Raw genomic sequence first — 21562 nt, 5'->3', positions numbered from 1 at the left:
GAGTGGCCGGGAATTACCGGGAGGCGTGCGGGTCCCGGCCGTGCGCCGGTGAGCGAGGGGTGAGCGCGGGCCCGCCCGGATAGGGTCGATGTATGGGCAGCCCTCAGGACTCCACCGATCCCGCTCCCGATCGCAAGGTCTCCAGCGGTCCCGATCCCCAGGTTCTCCGCGATCCCCAGGTCTCCGTGGATCCGGTCACCGCTCCCACGTCTCCCGCACCACCGCCCCGCGCACTGCCGACCCCCGCCACCCGTGCCGGGCGCGAAGGTCTGGAGGCGATCCTCGCCAAGCCGGCCGCCGCGGTGATCGGGCTCGACTTCGACGGCACGCTCGCGCCGATCGTCGCGGACCCCGAGCAGGCCCGCGCGCACCCCGGCGCGGTGGCGGCGCTGGCCGCACTCGCCCCGAAGGTGGCGTCCGTGGCCGTGATCACCGGCCGCCCCGCCGGTGTGGCGGTCCGCAACGGCGGCTTCGCGGGCGTCCGCGGCCTGGAACACCTGGTCGTGCTGGGCCACTACGGCACGGAACGCTGGGACGCGGTGACCAGTACCGTCAGCGCCCCCGCCCCGCACCCCGGCGTGGCCGCCGTCCGCGCCGAACTCCCCGGCTTCCTCGACGGGATCGGCGCCTGGCGGGGCACCTGGATCGAGGAGAAGGGCCGCGCGCTCGCCGTCCACACCCGCCGCGCCGACGACCCCGAGGCCGCGTACGAGGCCCTACGAGCCCCCCTCACCGACCTCGCCACCCGCCACGGCCTGATCGTCGAACCCGGCCGCATGGTCCTGGAGCTGCGCCCACCCGGCATGGACAAGGGCGTGGCGCTCACCGAGTACCTCCGCGAGACCGGCGCCGAGTCCGTCCTCTACGCCGGCGACGACCTCGGCGACCTCCCCGCCTTCGCCGCGGTCGAGAAACTCCGCTCGGACGGCATCCCCGGCCTGCTGGTGTGCAGCGGCAACGACGAGGTCACGGAACTACGGGAGCGGGCGGACCTGGTGGTGGACGGAGCGACGGGAGTCGTGGACCTGCTGTCGGCGCTCGCCGCCCAACTGGGCTGAGTTCGCGAGTGAGTTGGTGAGGCGGGCCGTCATCCGCGTCGCCGGCTCAACTGGCTTGATGCGCAGCGGGGTTGGCGGGTGTGGCGGTGGGCCGGGTCGCGGCGGCAGCTCGGTCGTCCCCGGTCGCCCTCGTGGCCGTAAGCCTGTCGCCCCGCCCGTCGCTCAACTCGCCTGATCGCGCAGTGCGTTCAACTGTTCAAGGAACCACTGGGCCGGCGGAAGGGCCGTAGCCGCCGCGGCGAGGCGCTTCGTGCGCTCGGCGCGTTCCTCCGTCGGCATGGTCAGGGCCTCGTGGAGGGCGGTGGCCGTGGCGATGACGTCGTACGGGTTGACGGTGATCGCGTCCTCGCCCAACTCCTCGTACGCGCCCGCCTCCCGGGAGAGGACCAGGGCGCAGCCCTCGTCGGAGACGACCGGGACCTCCTTGGCGACGAGGTTCATGCCGTCGCGGATGGGGTTGACGAGGGCCACGTCGGCGAGGCGGTACGCGGCCAGGGAGCGGGCGAAGTCGTCCTCGACGTGGAGGAGCACCGGGGTCCAACCCACCGTCCCGTACCGGGAGTTGATCTCGTCCGCGACCCGCTGCACCTCGGCGGTGTAGTCGCGGTAGACGGCGAGGTCCTGCCGGGAGGGGTAGGCGAACGCCACGTGCACGACCCGCTCCAGCAACTCCGGGTGGTCGTCGAGGAGTTGGCGGTACGCCAGCAGCCCGCGCACGATGTTCTTGGAGAGTTCGGTGCGGTCGACCCGGACGATGGCCTTGCGGCCCGCGCCGATCTCCTCGCGCAGCGCCACGATCCGTTCCTCCACGTCCGGCTCGTGCGAGCGGGCGCGCAGGAAGTCGGCGTCGGCGCCGAGACCGTGCACACCGATGAGTGTCTTGCGGGTGATCCGCTCACGGCGGGTGTCCGGATCGCGCCGCACATGCTCGATCGCACGGGGAGCGCCCGTCGGCCACAGGGGGAGCCACCGATAAGGGTCGAGCCCCTGTACACAGTTCTGGAACGCCGTTGCCCACCGCCAGGTCAGGAACGCCACCCGGTCCGCCCCGAGCATGCCCTCCATGAGCCGCACCCTGATGTCGTCCGGAAGCATCGCGAAGTACTCCGGCGGAGCCCACGGAGTGTGCGAGAAGTGCCCGATCCTGAGGTCCGGCCGCAGCTCGCGCAGCATCCCCGGCACCAGACACAGGTGGTAGTCCTGCACCAGCACCGCCGCACCCTCGGCCGCCTCCCGGGCCAACGCCTCCGCGAACGCCCGGTTGTACGTCTCGTACGACGCCCACTGGCGCCGGAACTCCTTGTCGAAGACCGGCTCCAGCGGGGTCTGGTACAGCATGTGGTGGACGAACCACAGCACGGAGTTGGCGATGCCGTTGTACGCGTCGGCGTGCACGTCCGCCGGAATGTCCAGCATCCGCACGCCGTCCTCGCCGACCCCGCGCCGTACCGCCTCCCGGTCGCCGTCGGACAGCGCCGAGCACACCCACAGCGCCCCCGCGTCCGGCCCGATCGCCGACAGGCCGGACACCAGCCCGCCGCCACCCCGCTTGGCGCGCAGCGAACCGTCGCCGCCCACCTCGTACGAGACCGGGCCACGATTGGACGCGACGAGCACCTGAGCAGCACCGGAGGCGGACGGGACGGGCGAGAGGGACGACGTGGAAGCCATACGGCACAACCTAGCCCGGCCCGGAAACGCTCAAACGTACGGACGGGTCACAACGGACCGGATGGATCCGTATACGGCCGGACCGCGGGCGAGGCGTGACCGGACCTGCGGTCCGGACCGGTCACGCCACCTTGCGGGACTGGTACTCGGTGATGTCAGCCATCGGCGGCCGCTCCTCCGTGTCCACGGAGTACGTCCGCGGCTCGAAGCCGTCCGGACCCCGCTCGAACTGGGTCAGGGAGGGCCGGATCAGATGCCCGCGGGCCAGCCGGAGCTGAGCCGTGCGGTAGATCTGCGCGGCCATCCGCCCCAGCGCCTGCCCGTCCTGGTGCCGGTGCTTGCGCACACCGACGTCGACCTGGGCGAGGGCGTCCAGGCCCACCAGATGCAGCGCGTCGACGAGCATGGCCAGCTCGACGCCGTACCCGACGGGGAAGGGGAGCTGCTCCAGCAGCGAGCGACGGGCCGCGTACTCGCCGCCCAACGGCTGGACGAATCCGGCCAGTTGCGGCCAGTGCATGTTCAGCAGCGGGCGGGCCATCATCTCGGTGACACGTCCGCCCTGGCCGGCCGCGCCGCCCAGCGGGCGGTCGTACATCGCCTTGACGAGGTCGACGCCGGGGTCGGTGAGCAGAGGGCCCACGATCCCGGTGACGAAGTCGGAGGAGAACTCCTTCAGGTCCGCGTCGATGAAGCAGACGATGTCGCCGCTCGTCACCAGCAGCGAACGCCACAGCACCTCGCCCTTGCCGGGCACGGTGGGGATGCGGGGCAGGATGTCGTCCCGGTGCACGACCCGGGCGCCCGCCGCGGCGGCCACCTCGGAGGTGCGGTCGGTGGACCCGGAGTCGACGACGACGATCTCGTCGACGAGCGGGACCTGCTGCATGAGGTCGTGACGGATGATCGCGACGATGTCGCCGACCGTCGCTTCCTCGTTGAGCGCGGGCAGCACGACACTGACCGACTGGCCCGTGCGGTGCTTGGCGGCCAGAATCTTGTGGAGCGGCCGGTCGGTCAGGGACCAGGAGCGGGTGCTCAGCCAGTGCTCGACTTCCTTCAGCACGTTGCGCGGCTCCTCTGCGTTCTCTCGGCGAGCGCTGGTCACAGACAGTGAATGTCTGATCCATCTCGCGGTTCGGACGGCTCACTCAACTGTCCTGGCCTTCGGTTACAGTCTTGAACAACGCTGATGACCATCGCATGTCGGGGGCCGTCGCCGGGACAATTGCATACACAACTGAACACCGCTCATCCAGAGGGGCAGAGGGATACGGCCCGTTGAAGCCCCGGCAACCCTCCAGCCGGTCTTGTCGCATGCATGTACATGTGCCGAGGCTCCCGGCTCGGGAAGGTGCCAAATCCGTCTCACGGCGAAACGCGTCGTGAGGAAGATGAGGAAAGGGCCTCGCCTCCATGGCTGCGCAGACTGTTGCAAGCACCACGAACTCCGTAGACGCCGTTGATCTCGGCCCCGCCACCGCGCTCTCCTGCCGCGAGTGCGGCCACCGCGTCCCGCTCGGCCCGGTCTTCGCCTGCGAGGAGTGTTTCGGCCCGCTGGAGATCGCCTACGACTTCTCGGGCTACGACACCGAAGAGCTCCGCAAGCGGATCGAAGCGGGCCCCGCGAACATCTGGCGTTACGCGCCGCTGCTGCCCGTCCCCGCCGACGTGGCGACCAAGCCGAACATCAACCCCGGCTGGACCAAGCTCGTGCAGGCCGACAACCTCGCCCGCGAACTGGGCGTCGACGCGGGCAAGCTGTTCGTGAAGGACGACTCCGGCAACCCGACGCACTCCTTCAAGGACCGCGTCGTGGCCCAGGCCATCGAAGCCGCCCGCGCCTTCAACTTCACCACCCTCTCCTGCTCCTCCACCGGCAACCTCGCCGGCGCGGTCGGTGCCGCCGCCGCCCGGGCCGGCTTCCGCTCCTGCGTGTTCATCCCGCACGACCTGGAGCAGGGCAAGATCGTCATGGCCGCGATCTACGGCGGCGAGCTGGTCGGCATCGAGGGCAACTACGACGACGTGAACCGCTTCTGCTCCGAGCTGATCGGCGATCCGGCCGGCGAGGGCTGGGGCTTCGTCAACGTCAACCTGCGGCCGTACTACGCCGAGGGCTCCAAGACTCTGGCGTACGAGATCTGCGAGCAGCTCGGCTGGCGGCTCCCGGACCAGTTGGTCGTGCCGATCGCCTCCGGCTCGCAGCTCACGAAGATCGACAAGGGTCTGCAGGAGCTGATCAAGCTCGGGCTCGTCGAGGACAAGCCGTACAAGATCTTCGGTGCGCAGGCGGAGGGCTGCTCGCCGGTGTCCGTCGCCTACAAGGCGGGGCATGACGTCGTACGGCCGCAGAAGCCGAACACGATCGCGAAGTCGCTGGCGATCGGGAACCCGGCGGACGGTCCTTACGTGCTGGACATCGCTCGGCGTACGGGTGGGGCCGTGGAGGACGTCAGCGATGAGCAGTGTGTGGACGCGATCAAGCTGCTGGCGCGGACGGAGGGCATCTTCGCGGAGACCGCCGGTGGTGTGACGGTGGGCGTGACGAAGAAGCTGATCGAGAGCGGGCTGTTGGATCCGACGCTGACCACGGTCGTGCTGAACACCGGGGATGGTCTGAAGACGTTGGACGCGGTGGCCGGCACTGGGCTGACCGCGACTATCCGGCCGAGTCTTGAGTCGTTCAGGGAGGCTGGGCTCGCCTCGTAAGCGTCGTTCTTCGTCTGCGGGCCGGCGGGGGCTGGTCGCGCAGTTCCCCGCGCCCCTTGGGTATCACCTGACCGGAGGTTTCATCGTGAGCGTTAGTGTCCGCATCCCTACCATTCTCCGCACCTACACCGGCGGGCAGGCCGAGGTCTCCGCCGAAGGTGCCACCCTCGCCGAGGTCATCGGCGACCTGGAGAAGAAGCACACCGGTATCTCCGCCCGGGTCCTCGACGATCAGGGCAAGTTGCGCCGGTTCGTCAACGTCTACGTCAATGATGACGATGTGCGGTTCGAGCAGGGGCTGGAGACGGCCACTCCGGACGGGGCCGGCGTCTCGATCATTCCGGCCGTCGCCGGTGGCTGATTATTACCCTTGGTAATGCCGGTTACCGAGAGTTCATCGAATTGCCCCCTCCGTGAGAGAAGCGGAGGGGGCAATTCTGTATGGTTGAGCGCGGTAGAGTTGGGGAACGCGCTCCACTCCGCATGCCGGACGCATATGAGTACCGGCTCCGCGTGCGATGAGAAGTAGCCAAAGTGTGTAGGCATTTTGCGCGTTATGTTCCATTTATCGGGCCCGACTTGCCCTGAAGTCGGACGAATTCTCCGTAAATTCCCGACCGGTCCTGCCCGGAATTCTCGTCGGATTGACCTGTTGCAGACGGCAGTTGGACGGATACATTCGGCCGCGGTCGACGCGTTCCGGCGCACGCCCCCAATCCTGTGGGGGGTGAGGTCTGACCCGGATCCGCGAAGTGCGGGTCCGTGCAAGGGCCAGTAATAGGGGAGTTAGGCATGGCTCAGGGCACCGTCAAATGGTTCAACGCGGAGAAGGGGTACGGCTTCATCGCGGTCGACGGTGGTGCGGATGTTTTCGTCCACTACAGCGCGATTCAGATGGACGGCTACCGCACCCTGGAAGAGGGTCAGCGGGTCGATTTCGAGATCTCGCAGGGTCAGAAGGGGCCGCAGGCGGACATGGTCCGGCTCGCGACCAGCTGAAGCACGCGCCGACGAACAGCAGCGACGTTCTTCGTTCCTCATCGAAGGGCTCGTACTCCTGGGGGGTCACCTCCTGGGGTACGGGCCCTTCGGCATGCCCGGATCCGGGGGCGGAGCGGGGGCCGGCGCAGGGGCTGGAGCGGGTGCCAGAACACGGGAGCCGCTTGCACTCGACCATGCCGAGTGCTAATCATTGGCGTTAGCACTCTGAAGGTGAGAGTGATAACGAAGGACCGGGTCGGTGAGGCCCGCAGGCCAGGTGGTGCAAGGAACCACGGGGCAGGCAGGCCGTCCGTCGCGGGCGCCAGCGCGGTCCGGAGCAATCCACCCCAGTCCGGGAGGACCACTTCACATGGCCAAGATCATCGCGTTCGACGAGGAGGCACGGCGCGGTCTCGAGCGCGGGATGAACCAGCTCGCCGACGCCGTCAAGGTCACCCTTGGCCCCAAGGGCCGCAACGTCGTCCTCGAGAAGAAGTGGGGCGCCCCCACGATCACCAACGATGGTGTTTCCATCGCCAAGGAGATCGAGCTCGAGGACCCGTACGAGAAGATCGGCGCCGAGCTGGTCAAGGAAGTCGCCAAGAAGACGGACGACGTCGCCGGTGACGGTACGACCACCGCGACCGTCCTCGCCCAGGCCCTCGTCAAGGAGGGTCTGCGCAACGTAGCCGCGGGCGCCAACCCGATGGCCCTCAAGCGCGGTATCGAGAAGGCCGTCGAGGCCGTCTCCGGTGCCCTGCTGGAGCAGGCCAAGGACGTGGAGACCAAGGAGCAGATCGCTTCTACGGCCTCCATCTCCGCCGCCGACACCCAGATCGGCGAGCTCATCGCCGAGGCGATGGACAAGGTCGGCAAGGAAGGCGTCATCACCGTCGAGGAGTCGCAGACCTTCGGTCTCGAGCTTGAGCTCACCGAGGGCATGCGCTTCGACAAGGGCTACATCTCGGCGTACTTCGCCACCGACATGGAGCGTATGGAGGCCGTCCTCGACGACCCGTACATCCTGATCGCCAACTCGAAGATCGCCAACGTCAAGGACCTGCTCCCGCTCCTGGAGAAGGTCATGCAGTCGGGCAAGCCGCTGCTGATCATCGCCGAGGACGTCGAGGGCGAGGCCCTGTCGACGCTGGTCGTCAACAAGATCCGCGGCACCTTCAAGTCCGTCGCCGTCAAGGCTCCGGGCTTCGGTGACCGTCGCAAGGCGATGCTGCAGGACATCGGCATCCTGACCGGCGGTGAGGTCATCTCCGAGGAGGTCGGCCTCAAGCTGGAGAACGCGACCGTGGACCTGCTGGGCCGCGCTCGCAAGGTCGTCATCACCAAGGACGAGACGACGATCGTCGACGGCTCGGGCTCGGCGGACCAGGTTGCCGGTCGCGTCAACCAGATCCGCGCCGAGATCGAGAACAGCGACTCGGACTACGACCGCGAGAAGCTCCAGGAGCGCCTCGCCAAGCTCGCGGGTGGCGTCGCCGTCATCAAGGCGGGCGCGGCCACCGAGGTCGAGCTCAAGGAGCGCAAGCACCGCATCGAGGACGCCGTTCGCAACGCGAAGGCGGCCGTCGAGGAGGGCATCGTCGCCGGTGGTGGCGTCGCTCTCATCCAGGCGGGTCACGTCTTCGACAAGCTCGAGCTCGAAGGCGACGAGGCCACCGGTGCCGCGATCGTCAAGCTGGCGCTCGAGGCCCCGCTGAAGCAGATCGCCGTCAACGGTGGTCTCGAAGGCGGAGTCGTCGTCGAGAAGGTCCGCAACCTGCCCATCGGTCACGGCCTCAACGCCGCGTCCGGTGAGTACGTGGACATGATCGCCGAGGGCATCATCGACCCGGCGAAGGTCACGCGCTCTGCCCTGCAGAACGCCGCGTCCATCGCCGCGCTGTTCCTCACCACCGAGGCCGTCATCGCCGACAAGCCCGAGAAGGCCGGTGCCGGCGCGGGTGCCGGCGGCGGCATGCCGGGCGGTGACATGGACTTCTGATCGACCTCTGGTTGATCAACGGTCTTACCGAGGGCGGTACTTCCTGTTCCGACAGGGGGTACCGCCCTCGGGCGTGTCCGGGATCGTGTCCGGTATCACAGGCCGCGGCGCGGGCAGGTCGGAATGAGGGGCTTGGCCGGAAGGTTGTTGTTGACGCATGATCAATGCATACGCACATACCGGTTGGTACCCGATATCCGGTGCCTGGTGTCCCGAGGAGCCCCCACACGTGTCTACGACCGCCCCCGCCTCCCGAGCGGCCGAAGTTCTCGCCCGTCCGATCACCCTCAACGGCCTGACCGTCCCGAACCGGATAGTGATGGCGCCGATGACCCGGCAGTTCTCGCCGGGCGGGGTGCCCGGTGAGGACGTGGTCGGCTACTACTCCCGGCGGGCCGCCGCCGGCGTGGGCCTGATCGTCACCGAGGGGACCTACGTCGGTCACGACTCGGCCGGGCAGAGCGACCGCGTCCCGCGCTTCCACGGCGAGGAGCAGCTCGCTGGCTGGGCGAAGGTCGCCGAGGGCGTGCACGCGGCGGGCGGCACGATCGTGCCGCAGCTCTGGCACATCGGCATGGTCCGCGAGCAGGGCCAGCCGCCGTACGCGGACGCCCCCGCCGTCGGCCCCTCCGGGCTGCGCATCGGCAGTGACGAGGTCACCGGTACGGCCATGACCCAGCGGGACCTGGACGACGTCATCGGCGCCTTCGCGGAGGCCGCGGCAGCCGCCGAGCGCATCGGCTTCGACGGCGTCGAACTGCACGGCGCGCACGGCTACCTCCTCGACCAGTTCCTGTACGCGGGCACCAACCGCCGTACGGACGCCTACGGCGGTGACCCGGTCGCCCGCACCAAGTTCGCGGCGGAGATCGTGGCGGCGGTCCGCGAGACCGTGTCCCCCGAATTCCCGATCATCTTCCGCTACTCGCAGTGGAAGCAGGACGTCTACGGCGCCCGTCTCGCCGAGACCCCGGAGGAGCTGGAGGCGATCCTGACCCCGCTCGCGGCGGCCGGCGTCGACGTCTTCCACGCCTCCACGCGCCGTTACTGGCTCCCCGAGTTCGAGGAGACCGGCTCCGACCTCAACCTCGCGGGCTGGACCAAGAAGCTCACCGGCAAGCAGACCATCACCGTCGGCTCGGTCGGCCTCGACGGCGACTTCCTCAAGGGCTTCCGCGGCGAGGGCGCTCCCCTCAAGGGCATCGACGACCTCCTCGACAGCCTGGAGCGCGACGAGTTCGACATGGTCGCGGTGGGCCGCGCGCTGCTCCAGGACCCGGAGTGGGCGGCGAAGGTCCTCGCGGGGCGGGTGGAGGAGCTGGCGCCGTACGACGCGGCGGCGCTGCGCTCGCTGAGCTGACGCGGACCCGCACAACAAAGAAGAACGGCCGGGGCTTTTGGCCCCGGCCGTTCTCAGTTTCTCTCCCTCACCCGGTGGCAACCCGCCACAGGAACCCCAGAAGGAAGGGGTATATCGGTATCAGATACCTACCGAGAGCGGGTGCGGGGGATTCGGCCCCGGCGCCCTTGTGCGCGTACACGAACGCACTGGCGAAGCAACCGGAGAGTATCCCCGGAATGGTGAACTCCAACAGGTCTCCCCAGCCTCCCAGGGCTATGGAGGACATCGCGTATCCAACGGTGGAGACGGCGATCCCGATCATGTTGTGGCGGTCGTTCAGCGGGGCCCAGACGCCCCGGCCGGGCCGTCCCTTCCCGGTGAACCTTCCGATGAAGGCCCAGATGGCCACGGGAAGGGCGCCCAGGATCAGGAGGGTCGAGCCGACGACGCCCACGGCTGGGGCGAGCGCAAGATGCACGGCTTTCCTATCTAGTAGCAGGCTTCCTTGATCGCGCTCACTCCCATGATCGCGTAGACGATGGTGCGCAGCGCCGAGTTCTTGACCCGAAGTCCTCTGAAGAACCTCTTGAACGCGGTGACTATCTTCGCCCACTCACGCGCACGGGCCAGCCGCACTGCCGTCACGAGCTTCGCCGTCATTCCGGCGGGAGTGAACTGGAGGATGAATCCCAGAATCGCGCCGATGCACGCCAGCCACTTCCAGAAACCCATCCTTCCGTCAAGGTCGTACATATTGACGGGGTCGGTCGGATAGGCGTAGGGATTGGCGTTCCCGCCGTACACCGGGTCGCTCTGGAGGAACCGGCCGGTGGCCGGATCGTAGACGCGCGCGCCCATGAGGGTGTAGCCGCTCAGCGTGGCGCCGGAGCGCTGCTGGGAACCGAGCCAGCCGTAGGTGACCGACGCGGTGTCGTCGAGTGCGTTGCCGTACTCGTCGTAGTGCTGGACCGTGCCGGCCACGGTGGTGTCCAGCGGTTGCTGGACGGTGATGTCGCCGTGGATGTCGGCGAGTTGGAGGACCGTGGCGCCGGTCGCCGTGGTGGTGGCGGTCAGGCCGCCGGTCAGGTCCTTGACGTTGCGGCTGACGGTGTCACCGGTCTTGGTCCAGGTGGGGCTGTCGCAACCGCAGCCGTAGTGGTTGACCGTGCTGCTGCCGGTGGTCCAGGTGCTGTCGGTGCCCTGGGTCTGGGCGGCCCGGACGGCGAGGCGTCCGGCGGCGTCCAGGGTCCAGGTGTTGCGGCTGGTGCCGACCGTCTCCGAGGCGACCAGGTCGTTGGTGTAGTACGCCAGGGTCGTGCTGCCGCTGGTGGTGGTGCGGCCGAACGCGTCATACACGTAGCCGGAGTTGACCAGACGGTTCGCCGAATCGTACGTGTACGACGTGGTGTTCGCGGTGGTGTCGGAGGTGCTGCTGTCGCAGTCGTCCGAACTCGTGGTCAGGGCCGTGCGGTTGCTGTTCGCGTCGAAGGTGTAGGCCCGGGTGGTGCAGCCGCTGCCGGTGGTGTCGGCGGCCAGCGTGAGGCGGCCGGAGCTGTCGTAGGTGTAGTCGGTCTGGGTGGTCGAGCCGTCGGTCCGGGTGTGGCCGGCCTGGTGGCCGTCGACCGTGTATCCGGCGCTGTCGGAGACGACCGTGGTGCCGTCCGACGTGGTGTAGGCGCGGCCGGTCTCCTGGCCGGCGGGGTCGGTCGTGAGGGTGAGCGCGTAGCTGCCCGGCAGGGTCTCCGAGACCAGCGTGCCGTCGGCGTCGTACGTCCCGGTGAAGGTGCCCGCGACCGAGTCGGTCAGGGTCTTCAGGCGCCCTGCGGTGCTGTACGCGTAGGTCACCGTGGACGGGACCGAGTCGGTGGCCTTCACCGGCCGGTCCAGCAGGTCGTAGGCGGTCGTTGCCGTGTTGCCCGCGCCGTCGGCGTAGGAGGTCTGGCGGCCCAGGTCGTCGTAGCCGTACGCGATGGTCTGGCTGTTCGACGTCTGGGTGGCGATCTGCCCGTTGGCCTCGTCGTAGGTGATGGTCGTGGCAGGGGTTGTCACACCCGTGCCGCCGGTGACCGCCGTCCTGGTCGGACGGCCCGCCGCGTCCACCGTGTTGGTGGTCGTGCGGGTGACGCTGTTCGCGGTCTCCGCCTTGGTCGCGATCCGGCCCCAGCGGTCGTAGGTGTAGACGGTGCCGACCGCTTCGGTGGGGTTGCTCCCGCCACCGGTGATGGCCGCCGCCGGCGCGGTGCGGCACAGCAGGCCGTCCCACTCCGTCGAGGCGCAGGTGCCGATCGCCGAGGCGCTGTAGTACGTGTACGTCAGCGTGGCCGCGTCCGAACCCGTGGACCCGGCGGTGCGGGTGGTGGCCACCCGGCCCGCGTCGTCGTACGTCGTCACCGGTTCGGTGGCGCCGCCGCCCCCGGTCGCCTTCTCCTGGCCGGTCGACCAGTCATAGGTCGTGGTCACCGTGCCGGTGTCCGCGTCCGTCGCGTAGCCGTCGACCGCCGCGCCCGTCACCGTCGAGGTGACCAGGTTGGACACCGCCGCGTCGGACGGCTTGTTCTCGTCGTAGGTGTACGCCGTGTGTGCGCGGGCCGGGATCACCGTTCCCGCGGCGAGGGTGGACTCCGTGGTGGAACCGGTGAGTTCCTCGGCGAGCGTGATCTCGTGCAGCGGGCCGTAGTTGTCGGTGAGGCGGGTGCCGTCCGCCGAGTACGCGGAGACCGTGGCGAGGCGCTGGGCGCGGTCCACCGTGGAGAGGCCGGTCAGCCCCAGGTCCGCCAGTGCGTCGGCCGAGCTGCTGAGCGCCAACTCACGGTTGGCGGCGGTGAGTTCGCTGACCGTGTTGCCGTAGGTGTCGTACTCGGTCGTGGTGATCGAGCCGCCCGGGCTCGCGGTGTTGGTCTCCTCGCCGTTGGCGTTGACGTAGGTGATGGTCGCGCGGTCGTAGGCGGACGACGTGAGGTCGCTGCCCGTGCTGGACGACGGGACGCTGTCCGCCGGGAAGACGGCGGTGGCGTCGGTGGGTGCCTCGTCCTGCGCCCAGGTGGCGACCGTGGTGGCGTCCATCTGGTACGGCGCGGTGGTGCCCGAGAGCGGGACGTCGTAGACGACCGTGGTGGCCGCCGTGCCGGACGTGGTGCTGTTCGAACCCTCCGCCAGGGCCGGGCGGGACGTCTTGAGCAGCATGCCCGCGCCCGCGGTCAGGGCGGAGCCGGCCTTGCCGTAGGTGAAGGTCCACGGCAGCTCACCCGGCTTGGTGAGGGTGGCGACGCGGCCGTCGGAGTCGTAGGTGTACTCCGTCTTCAGCGCCGGGCTGATGCGCGGGTCCCAGACCTGGCGGAGCTTGCCGGAGGAGCCGTAGGCGTAGGTGGCGAGGGTCTCGGCGGTCGCCGCCGAGGCGCCGGGGTCGGTGGCCCACAGCTTGACCGCCTTGACCTGGCCCTTGTAGTCGCCGAGGGCGGAGTCGGTGGCCGTGGTGGTGTCCGCGTAGACGAACTCCAGGACCCGGCAGCCCTTGGTGGCGGGCGTCGCCTGGCAGGTGGCCGCGGTGACCGCCCCGGTCGGGGAGATCACGTACTTCGGGCGTGCCAGGGTCGTGGTCCCGGAGGTGACCGTCTCGGAGACGGTGGTGACCGTGGTGTCGTCGACCGCGGTGGCGGAGGAGGACAGGGTCCAGGTCGTGGCCGCCGTCGCCGCCTTGGCGAACACGGTGGTGTCGGCGTCGGTGTCGGTGAGCGTGAACTTCGTGCCGGACAGCGTGCCGCTCAGGGTCAGGTCCTCGGCACCGCTCTGCGGCTTCCAGGCACTGCCCGAGGCCGCGGTGAAGGCGATCGCGCTGCCGTCCGCGCTGAGCAGTTCCACGGAGGTGTCCGAGGTCTTGCGGAGCTGCGTGTAGTCGCTCGCCGCGCCCGTGACGGAGGACGTCCAGCCGGAACCGAAGATCTCGGCCTGGCCCTCGGTGTCGGTGGAGTTGGCGCGCGAGGAGTAGGTGCGGTCCACGGTCGCGTCGAAGGCGGTCGCGTCGGTGGCGTCCAGCGTGTAGTCGCCGGTGAGCTGGTTGACCTCACCGGGTCCGACCTCGGCGCTCGGCGCGGTGCCCGCGTCGCGGTCGAGGGTGGCCTCGACGGTCTGCGAGTAGCCGGTGGTCGTGCCGTCGGTGAAGGCGGCACGGAGCTGGATCGCGCCGTCCTCGGAGAGTGAACTGACCGTGTTCCAGACCAACTTGGTGGCCGTGCCGGAGCTGACGGCGACCGGCCAGGCGGAGACGGCCGCGCCGGAGGCGGTGACGTCACCGACCGGGACGGTGTGCCAGGTGTCGGTCTCGCCGCGCCGGTACTGCCAGGTCACGCCGGTGTAGGTCGTGAGCCCCTTGGCGGCGAGGGTCAGGCGGCGGGCGGTGGTGTCACCGGCGGCCGGGGAGAGGACCGCGGCACCGTCCGCGCCGACGCCGAAGCTGTAGGCGGTGGTGGCTGCGGAAAGGTTTCCTCCGGAGTCGACGGTGCGGGCGTAGAGCGTGTGCCAGCCGTTGGCCGGGTCGACGGAGACGGTGGCGGCGTCGCCGCCGTTGCCGTTGGTGGTGTCGAGCTTCTTGTTCGGGACGCTGCTGTTGTCCAGCCCCCAGTAGTAGCCCGCGCCGTCCGTGGAGGAGGTGTCGATGGTGCAGGTGTCGGCGGCGCCGGCCTTGGCCGTCCAGCCGTTCTGGGTGTACGTGGCACAGGTGACGGTCGGTGCGACGGGCAGGCCGGTGTTCATCACGAACGTGGTGTAGCCGGTCCAACTGCCGTAGTCCGTACCGTCGTAGGCCCGCACCCGGTACCGCAGATGCACACCCGCCGGAATGGCGGACGCGGACGGGATCGCGAGCTTCGCGGTCGCACCGGAGGCGACCGAGGCGGACGTGGCGGTGTACGTGTACGTGGTGTCCGCGTACGCCGGGTCCGCCGTGACCTCGAACTGCCCCTTCGTGGCCGACCCGTCGGAGTCGGTGACCTTCGCGGAGAGGGTCGGGGTCAGGGAGGTGACGTACCTCTTGCCGTTGTAGGCGTTGACCTGCGAGGGCGAGATCGCCGTCGAACTGGGCGTCGAGGGATACGAGTTGTACGTCACCGTCAGGTGCGGCTCGGCCGAGCCGTCGCCGGAGACGTAGTTGGCGGAGCGGAAGCGCCGCCAGGTCAGGGAGTCGGTCTCGCTGGCGCCGCGCAGTTGCAGGCCGTAGTTGGTCGAACCGTCGGCCCAGGCCTGCACGATGGTGTCGATGTCGAAGTTCATCGTGCCCGCGGGGCAGGAGGTGCTGTAGCCCAGCGCGGCGGTGTTGGTCACCGCGCCGGTGGTCGTGGTGGTGGGCTGGGCGGCCCAGGTGATGTCCGACGACGACCAGGTGGACGTGATCCGCCGGACCTGGGTGCCCGCGCCGGTGGTGGCACAGGTCGAGGCGTAGTACGAGTACAGGGCGAGGTTCGTGTCGGTGATGTGCTTGCCGGCGAACTTCGACACGTCGAACTTCAGGTACGAGCGCGCCACATCGCTGCCCGCGTCGTACGTGCCCGACTTCAACTCGGTCGAGGAGACCTGGGAGTCGGTGTAGTCCGGGGTCTGCACCCAGGTGTCGGTGGTGACGGCGAGGGTCGAGGTCGGGTCGACGGTGACCGGGTAGGTCAGGTCCTGGGTGAAGTAGTCCGCGTCCGGGGTCAGGACCAGGGTCTGGGTGCCGTCGTCGGCGGTCTCCACCTTCGTGGTGACCTTCGCCTGGTGTTTGGATTCGCCGGAGGCCTTGTTCTTGGAGGAGTCCCACATCATCGGCGCGGGGGCTTCCGCCACCAACTTGCCGGCGGCGTTCTTCAGCAGCAGATGGCCGGAGTCGGCGACCGACAGCTCAAGTCCCTTGAGCTGCATGGGGATTCGGTACACCGGGGCGCTGTCGGGCTTGGCGTCCAGGACGATGTTCTGGCTGAAGCCCTGGGCCAGCGCGGTGACCGTCAGGGTCTGGTCGTCGCCCAGGTCGTAGGAGGCGGTGTCGTCCTTCACGGTCGGCGTCGGCAGCTTGGACTCCCAGCCCAGGCCGAACGACGTGCTTCCCTTGTCGACCGACACCAGCGCGGTGTCACCGCCGTCGGAGACCGCGATGTCGGCCGCGGCCACGTCCGGTTCCAGCGACGCGCCCGTGTCCGACAGCGAGGTGTCGATGTCCCGCCACGTGCCGCCGGCCACCTGCTGCCGGATCGGCCCCGCGTACGTCGACGTCTGCAGCTCACCGCTCGGCAGCGCGTACGTCGTCGAGTCCGCCGTCCGCTCCGACAGCACCTCGATCTTCCGGTTCCGCAACCGCGCCATGAGCAGCGCCGCGTCCACCGAATCCGCCGACGAGGCAGCCGACTTGGTGTCCGCCACGGCGGTCACGGTCGTGGTGTCCGAGTCGGCCGCGAAGGCCGCTCCCGTCTCCAGCGACACCAGTGCCGCTTCCGCCGCCAGCACGGCGGCCACGGCCAACGCCGTACGCCTCAGCAAAGCTCCCGATGATCTCCCCCGCCCCCTTGTGGCCGAGAAGACCCTTCTCCCCTTGAGTCCCAACTCAACTCCAGTGATCACCTCGTGGCACCCAGTGCGCCACGAGCGGCCTGATCAAAGGTCAAGAAACTGTGAAGCGCGGCCAAAGAAAGGTCACGAGATGATCAACAGTGCAGGTGGTGGGGGTGCCCGCTCTTGACCTGGGTGGGCTTTCGGATTCCGGGGGCTGTGTTTTCTGTGGATCGACCGAGGGTTGCCTGTCGGACAAGAGGTGCCGAGAGTGGCTGATAAGTGCAAAGCGCCCGACAACCTGTGAAGTTGCTGTAGTGAAGATTGTTATTGCCCTGTGATGGCCGCGTGGAGGGCTGTGGGGGTGCGTGCGTACCGTGGCCGTATGACCTCTGCCTCCCGCGTGGCGACCGTCGCCGATCTGGACGCCATCGTCGCGACCTTCACCAGCGCCTTCCTGTACGACCCGGTGTGGGGGCCCGCGTTTCCGGACGAGCGGCGGCGGGCCGGGCAGGCGGCCGTGATGTGGCGGGTCTACGCCGGTTCCGCGCTGCGCTACCCGTGGACGCTGGTGACGCCGGAGGCGGAGGCCGCGGCGGTCTTCATTCCGCCGGGCGGGGTCGAGTTGACCGAGGAGGAGGCAGCCGGCCTTGAGGGGCGGCTGGCCGCGGTCACGGATGCGGGGGCGGCCCGCGCGATCATGCTGGTGGGGGAGCAGTTCGAGGCGGCGCACCCCGCCGATCCGTTCTTCTACCTGACGATCCTCGGCACGCACGCCGACCACCGGGGCAAGGGGCTGGGGATGCGGCTGCTGGCCGACGGGCTCGCCCGGGTCGACGCGCTCGGCGCTCCCGTGTATCTGGAGTCGACCAACCCCGCCAACAACAAGCGGTACGAGAGCGTCGGTTTCGCGGCGCGCGACGAGATCGTCATCGCCGGCGGTCAGGTGGTCACGACGATGTGGCGGCCGCCGGCCACGCGCTGAGCCGTGGTTCGCGGTGTGTGGCTCTGTGGCTCTTGGTGTGTGGCTCTTGGTAGGGGTCCCAACTCGGGCTAGCGTGCCGGAACATGAAGATTCTCCACCTGTCCGACACCCACCTGGAACGCACCGACGCCCCCAATCGCCACGGCGTCGACGCGACCGACTCCCTGCGGCTGATGCTCGCCGAACTGCGGCACCAGCGCGGGGTGGACGCGATCGTCGTCACCGGGGACCTCGCCAACGACGGGGCGGTGGAGGCGTATACGGCCGTGCGGGAGCTGGTCGGAGGCTTCGCGCGGAGGATCGGCGGGGTGCCGGTCTTCTACACGACCGGGAACCATGACGAACGCGAGGCGTTCGGGAAGGTGTTGGGGAGCGGGCACCTGGCCGCCGACGGCACGGACCGGGTCGTGTCCGCCGTGTTTCCCGTGGAGTTCGCGTGCGCGGCCGTGAGTGACGTGGGCGGGTACCGGTTCATCACGCTCGACTCACTGGTGCCGGGGAAGGTGTACGGGCGGCTGAGCGGGGCCCAACTGGACTGGTTGAAGGAGGAGTTGAGCACGCCGTTCGGGAACGGCACCGTCCTCGCCTTCCACCATCCGCCGATCGCCCTCGACGTGCCGACCCAACAGGCCTTCGGGCTGCGGAATCCCGGGGAGCTGGCGGACGCGATCCGGGGGAGTGACGTACGGGTCGTCCTCACCGGGCACTTCCACCTCCAGCTCTTCGGCTTCCTGGAGGCGACGCCGGTGTGGGTCACGCCGGGGGTCGTCAACCGGATCGACCTGACGACCGCGTACGGCACCGAGCGGGCGGTGCGCGGCGCCTCGGCCTCGCGGGTCGAACTGGGCGGTGAGACCGGGCCGATGTTCCACACCTTCCACGCACGGGACCCACGGGCACACGAGACCGTGTACCAACTGGACGCGGAACGGACCCGGTTGATCATCGAACGGGAACAGGAACAGCAACCGGAACCGGAACCGGAACCGGAACCGGAACGGGAAGGGGAAGGGGAACGGGAGGGCGACTAGCGGGACCTGAACCAGGCGACCGAGAGGACCACCACCACGCCGAGCGCGGCGCCCGCGAACTCGTAGGCCGCGTCGAAGGCCAGGCCGGAGCGGTCGGTCACGGCCCAGTCCCGGCCGGCGTAGAGCCGTATGCCCGTCACCTGCTCCTCGTCGTACTCGAAGTTCAACCCCGCTATCTCCCCATGCCCTTGCTGTCCGCCGGGCAGCCGCCAGGTGCCTGTGCAGGGGCCGTCCCAGTCGCAGTGGACGTATCCCTCGGTGATCGTCCGGTCACCGTCGGCGAACCGGTGGACGTTCCTCGCGGCGAACCACAACGGCAGCGCGAGCGCGCACAGGCACACGACCAGCACCGCCCGCTGCCACCACTTGAGCCCGCCCACCACGTCCGCGCTCCACGCCAGCGGGCCCATGTCAGAGATTCCCCAAGGGCTCGATGTCCACGTGCACCGGTGTGCCCCACACGCGCAGCACCTCGTAGTCGGTGAACTCGTGCACGAGGCGGTACGCCATCGCGGGCCGCGAACCGCGGCGCTGGGCGGCGAGATACAGCTCGGCCTCGTGCCGGTCGCGGCGCGGGGTGCCGCAGAGCTGCCAGGCCTGGCCGTTCCACAGCTCGGGGAGCCAGCGCTGCTGGGCCTGCGGGCGGTCCTCGCGTACGCCGTAGCGGGAGGGGGTGGTGTCGGTGGGCCGGGGCGCGCCGGGGCCGTTGATCTCGGAACGGCGGGCCGCGCGGCGCCGGGTCTCGCAGAGCAGGCACAGGTCGGGGGCGTCGGCGTCGACCGGGCCGTTCGGATGCTCCGGGCAGCGGGTGGTCGGCGCGCCGCCGCTGACGGTGTCGTCCAGCAGGTCCAGGGCGCGCTTGAGATCCGCCTTGACCTCGTGCAGCCGGGCGTCGGGGGTGTCGGAGGCGAGCGCCTCGCCGTGCTCGCCGAGGAGGCGGAGGGCGCGGCCTAGGGCGGTCTGCTGGGCGTGGTTCATGGTTCGCTCGACGATAGTCGGGTTTGGCGGGGCGTGCGGTTGCCTCGGGGGCGGGTGGGGCCGCGCCGCCCGCCCCGTCAGGTGGCCGGGTGCGCCTCGTGCGCCCGGAGCCGGTGGACGAGCCGGCCGAGCAGCACGGCGTTGCCCAGCCCGCACAGGGCCGTGGCGGCGGTGAAGAGCAGCGGGCTCAGCCAGGCGAGGGGGCCGGACTCCGCCGGGAACGACACGAGGAAGGCGAGCATGCCGAAGGGGGCCGTCGTCATGACCGGCCAGACGGCGGCGAAACCCGGGTCCGGCGACACGTACACGGCGTACAGGAAGAACGTCAACGCCGCGGCGACCAGGGCGAGATACCCACGCGCGAGCCAGTTGTCCACGGCGGGTGCGAGCAGGGTGCGGGCGCGAGAGCGGGCGCGAGACGCCGGGGCCGTGCTCTTCGGCGCGGTGGTCGTCGCGGATCTCTTCACCAGGGTGCCGACCACGGCCGCGTTCACGAGGGCGCACACCAGAAGCCATACGGCCCAGGAGCCGACCGCCAGCGCCTGGGCCGGCCCCTCGGTGCCCGGGCCGAAGGGGAGGGCCGCGCCCAGGAACGAGAGGGGTGCCGTGAGGATGAACGAGCTTGCGGCGACCGGGCTTTCCGGGACGACGAACATCGCCGCGACGGAGAGGCCTACGACGGCCAGGTAGGCCCGGGCCGGCCAGTTGTCCGTGGCGAGCGCGAGGAGCTGGCGCGGGCGGGAGGGAAGCGGCATCGCGATGTCGTCCTTCGGTCGGTCCGGTGTGGTGTGCGGTGTCACAACGGTGGACCGAAGGGGGCGGCCGGGCATGAGTACCGGTACTCAGCGGGAGGGGCTGAAGAACCTACCCGGCCTTGCTACTTGGGGTGCTTGAGGTCTTCGACGAAGTCCGACCAGGCGGCGGCCTGGAAGACGAGCTTCGGGCCGTGGGGGTTCTTGGAGTCTCGGACGGGGATGAGGGCGGGGTGGCCGTCGGCGACTTCGAGGCAGTTGTCGCCGCTGCCGCCGCTGTACGTCGACTTGCGCCAGCGGGCGACTTCGAGGCAGTTGCCGCCGCTGTAGCTGGACTTGTGCCAGGTGGCCGCGCTCAGGTCGGGATCAGGGCTGTTCCTCATGGGCGTCTCTCCTCGGGGTGTTGGGAAAAGGTCACCGCATGGAGTGATGTGCCGGGGTCAGGTGCGCTTGAGGTCTTCGACGAACGTGGACCAGGCGGCGGCCTGGAAGACGAGTTTGGGGCCGTGGGGGTTCTTGGAGTCCCGGACGGGGATGAGGGCGGAGTGGCCGTCGGCGACTTCGAGGCAGTTGCCTCCGCTGCCGCCGCTGTAGCTGGACCTGTGCCAGGTAGCTGTGTCCAGGTTGTACTCAGGGTTGTTCCTCATGCGCGTAATCCTGCGCCATTGCTTCGAGCAGAGCCAGGGAGTTCTCTGGGGAGAGGGCACAGGCCGCCAGGAATTCGTAGTTGCGGCGATGCTGCCTGACGGTGGTCGGGTCGTCCTCCAGTCGTCCGGTGCCAACTCCCTCGAAGTAGACCAGCGGAGGGGCGTCGTTGAAGTCCATCAGTTTGATGGAGCCCTCCATGCCTGGGTGCGCTCCCGCCTCGAACGGCATCACCTGCACGATGACCCGGCTTTGGCGGATCAGGCCGAGGACACGGCTCAGGGCCTCTGCCATCACCGCAGGTCCGCCCGTCACCCGGCGCAGCGCCGCCTCGTCGACGATTGCCCACAACAGCGGCTCTGTTGGGTCGTCGAGGATTCGGGTCCGTTCGATTCGAGCCGTCACCAACTCCTCGATCGCCTCGTCCGGAGCCGTTGGCTGGTAGGCGCGGCACACCGCCCTTGCGTATGCCGGTGTTTGAAGCAAACCGGGGATCAGGAGAGGCGTGTACTCGCGGATCTCCGTAGCCGACGTTTCCGCCTCCGCTGCCTCCGCGAAGTGCTCGGGGTACTGGGACTTCGCCGCCGCCCCACAGTTCCGCGCGAAGAAGTCCCCCGTCCCCAACTCCACGTCCAGCATCCGCGCGTACTCCGGCAACATCCGCCGCGTCCCCGACTCCAACTGCCCGATGAACGACCCGCTCACGAACAGCCGTTGCCCCAACTCCTCCTGGCTGAGCCCCGCCTTCTCGCGGGCGTGACGGAGTTCGGCGCCGAGCAGGGCACGTGGTGATGACGACGGGTCGAGGTCCTTCTGTCCTGCCACGGCAACTCCCTGTCTGAACACCCGAGTTTGTTGGGGCTCCCCGTATGGCCAGGTTAGACACCCACTCGCCACG

The 21562-nt window shown here is 69.3% G+C and carries 18 protein-coding genes and 1 riboswitch; of the genes, 8 read left to right on the top strand and 10 right to left on the bottom strand.

Going from position 1 to position 21562, the window contains the following annotated elements:
* Positions 1–92: 92 nt before the first annotated feature.
* A complete protein-coding gene (otsB, locus tag OG223_RS23925) occupies positions 93–1058 on the top strand; it encodes a trehalose-phosphatase (protein WP_329252205.1) in 966 nt (321 codons plus the stop codon).
* Positions 1059–1220: 162 nt separating this feature from the next.
* On the opposite strand, the gene OG223_RS23920 is transcribed toward otsB, so the two are convergent.
* Together OG223_RS23920 and OG223_RS23915 are read right to left on the bottom strand one after the other, a co-directional pair.
* A complete protein-coding gene (locus tag OG223_RS23920) occupies positions 1221–2729 on the bottom strand; it encodes an alpha,alpha-trehalose-phosphate synthase (UDP-forming) (protein ID WP_329252203.1) in 1509 nt (502 codons plus the stop codon).
* 121 nt (positions 2730–2850) lie between these two features.
* The gene (locus OG223_RS23915) at positions 2851–3795 is read right to left on the bottom strand and encodes a glucosyl-3-phosphoglycerate synthase (protein ID WP_329252200.1); all 945 of its coding nucleotides are present in this window, start codon (positions 3793–3795) and stop codon (positions 2851–2853) included.
* Between the two features lie 182 nt (positions 3796–3977).
* Positions 3978–4130, top strand: a riboswitch (SAM riboswitch).
* A 15-nt stretch (positions 4131–4145) separates the two neighbouring features.
* Here OG223_RS23915 and thrC point away from each other — a divergent pair.
* The 5 genes from thrC to OG223_RS23890 all read left to right on the top strand — a co-directional run bounded on the left by thrC (position 4146) and on the right by OG223_RS23890 (position 9781).
* On the top strand, positions 4146–5441 hold the full coding sequence (gene thrC, locus OG223_RS23910) for a threonine synthase (RefSeq protein WP_329252197.1): 1296 nt from the start codon (positions 4146–4148) through the stop codon (positions 5439–5441).
* A gap of 85 nt (positions 5442–5526) precedes the next feature.
* Entirely contained in the window at positions 5527–5802 is a 276-nt protein-coding gene (locus OG223_RS23905) for a MoaD/ThiS family protein (protein WP_329252194.1), read from the top strand.
* Positions 5803–6233: 431 nt separating this feature from the next.
* On the top strand, positions 6234–6440 hold the full coding sequence (locus OG223_RS23900) for a cold-shock protein (RefSeq protein ID WP_019057200.1): 207 nt from the start codon (positions 6234–6236) through the stop codon (positions 6438–6440).
* Positions 6441–6792: 352 nt separating this feature from the next.
* A complete protein-coding gene (groL, locus tag OG223_RS23895) occupies positions 6793–8421 on the top strand; it encodes a chaperonin GroEL (protein ID WP_329252190.1) in 1629 nt (542 codons plus the stop codon).
* 229 nt (positions 8422–8650) lie between these two features.
* Positions 8651–9781, top strand: coding sequence for an NADH:flavin oxidoreductase (locus OG223_RS23890; RefSeq protein WP_329252187.1), 1131 nt, complete (start codon positions 8651–8653; stop codon positions 9779–9781).
* A gap of 67 nt (positions 9782–9848) precedes the next feature.
* On the opposite strand, the gene OG223_RS23885 is transcribed toward OG223_RS23890, so the two are convergent.
* Both OG223_RS23885 and OG223_RS23880 read right to left on the bottom strand, forming a co-directional pair.
* Complete coding sequence (locus tag OG223_RS23885; RefSeq protein ID WP_329252184.1) at positions 9849–10241, bottom strand: hypothetical protein; 393 nt, start codon at positions 10239–10241, stop codon at positions 9849–9851.
* 11 nt (positions 10242–10252) lie between these two features.
* On the bottom strand, positions 10253–16240 hold the full coding sequence (locus OG223_RS23880; RefSeq protein WP_329252181.1) for a DNRLRE domain-containing protein: 5988 nt from the start codon (positions 16238–16240) through the stop codon (positions 10253–10255).
* Positions 16241–16658: 418 nt separating this feature from the next.
* On the opposite strand from OG223_RS23880, the gene OG223_RS23875 reads away from it, so the two are divergent.
* Together OG223_RS23875 and OG223_RS23870 are read left to right on the top strand one after the other, a co-directional pair.
* The gene (locus OG223_RS23875; protein ID WP_329252178.1) at positions 16659–17258 is read left to right on the top strand and encodes a GNAT family N-acetyltransferase; all 600 of its coding nucleotides are present in this window, start codon (positions 16659–16661) and stop codon (positions 17256–17258) included.
* Between the two features lie 83 nt (positions 17259–17341).
* Complete coding sequence (locus OG223_RS23870) at positions 17342–18289, top strand: metallophosphoesterase (protein ID WP_329252175.1); 948 nt, start codon at positions 17342–17344, stop codon at positions 18287–18289.
* Here the strand turns inward: OG223_RS23870 and OG223_RS23865 are convergent.
* The 6 genes from OG223_RS23865 to OG223_RS23840 all read right to left on the bottom strand — a co-directional run bounded on the left by OG223_RS23865 (position 18286) and on the right by OG223_RS23840 (position 21489).
* The gene (locus OG223_RS23865) at positions 18286–18699 is read right to left on the bottom strand and encodes a hypothetical protein (protein ID WP_329252172.1); all 414 of its coding nucleotides are present in this window, start codon (positions 18697–18699) and stop codon (positions 18286–18288) included. The two genes, OG223_RS23870 and OG223_RS23865, sit on opposite strands and share 4 nt — an antisense overlap.
* A 1-nt stretch (position 18700) precedes the next feature.
* On the bottom strand, positions 18701–19267 hold the full coding sequence (locus tag OG223_RS23860; protein WP_329252168.1) for a hypothetical protein: 567 nt from the start codon (positions 19265–19267) through the stop codon (positions 18701–18703).
* Positions 19268–19344: 77 nt separating this feature from the next.
* Entirely contained in the window at positions 19345–20022 is a 678-nt protein-coding gene (locus OG223_RS23855) for an SCO4225 family membrane protein (protein WP_329252165.1), read from the bottom strand.
* Positions 20023–20144: 122 nt separating this feature from the next.
* Positions 20145–20402, bottom strand: coding sequence for a DUF397 domain-containing protein (locus OG223_RS23850; RefSeq protein ID WP_329252162.1), 258 nt, complete (start codon positions 20400–20402; stop codon positions 20145–20147).
* A gap of 57 nt (positions 20403–20459) precedes the next feature.
* The gene (locus OG223_RS23845; RefSeq protein WP_329252159.1) at positions 20460–20666 is read right to left on the bottom strand and encodes a DUF397 domain-containing protein; all 207 of its coding nucleotides are present in this window, start codon (positions 20664–20666) and stop codon (positions 20460–20462) included.
* Positions 20650–21489, bottom strand: coding sequence for a helix-turn-helix domain-containing protein (locus OG223_RS23840; RefSeq protein WP_329252156.1), 840 nt, complete (start codon positions 21487–21489; stop codon positions 20650–20652). The genes OG223_RS23845 and OG223_RS23840 overlap by 17 nt, the downstream gene beginning before the upstream one ends.
* Positions 21490–21562 lie beyond the last annotated feature (73 nt).

It is taken from the genome of Streptomyces sp. NBC_01478 (assembly GCF_036227225.1).
In the GTDB taxonomy this organism is placed as follows: Bacteria; Actinomycetota; Actinomycetes; order Streptomycetales; family Streptomycetaceae; genus Streptomyces.
This window is presented reverse-complemented; position numbering and strand designations above follow the sequence as displayed.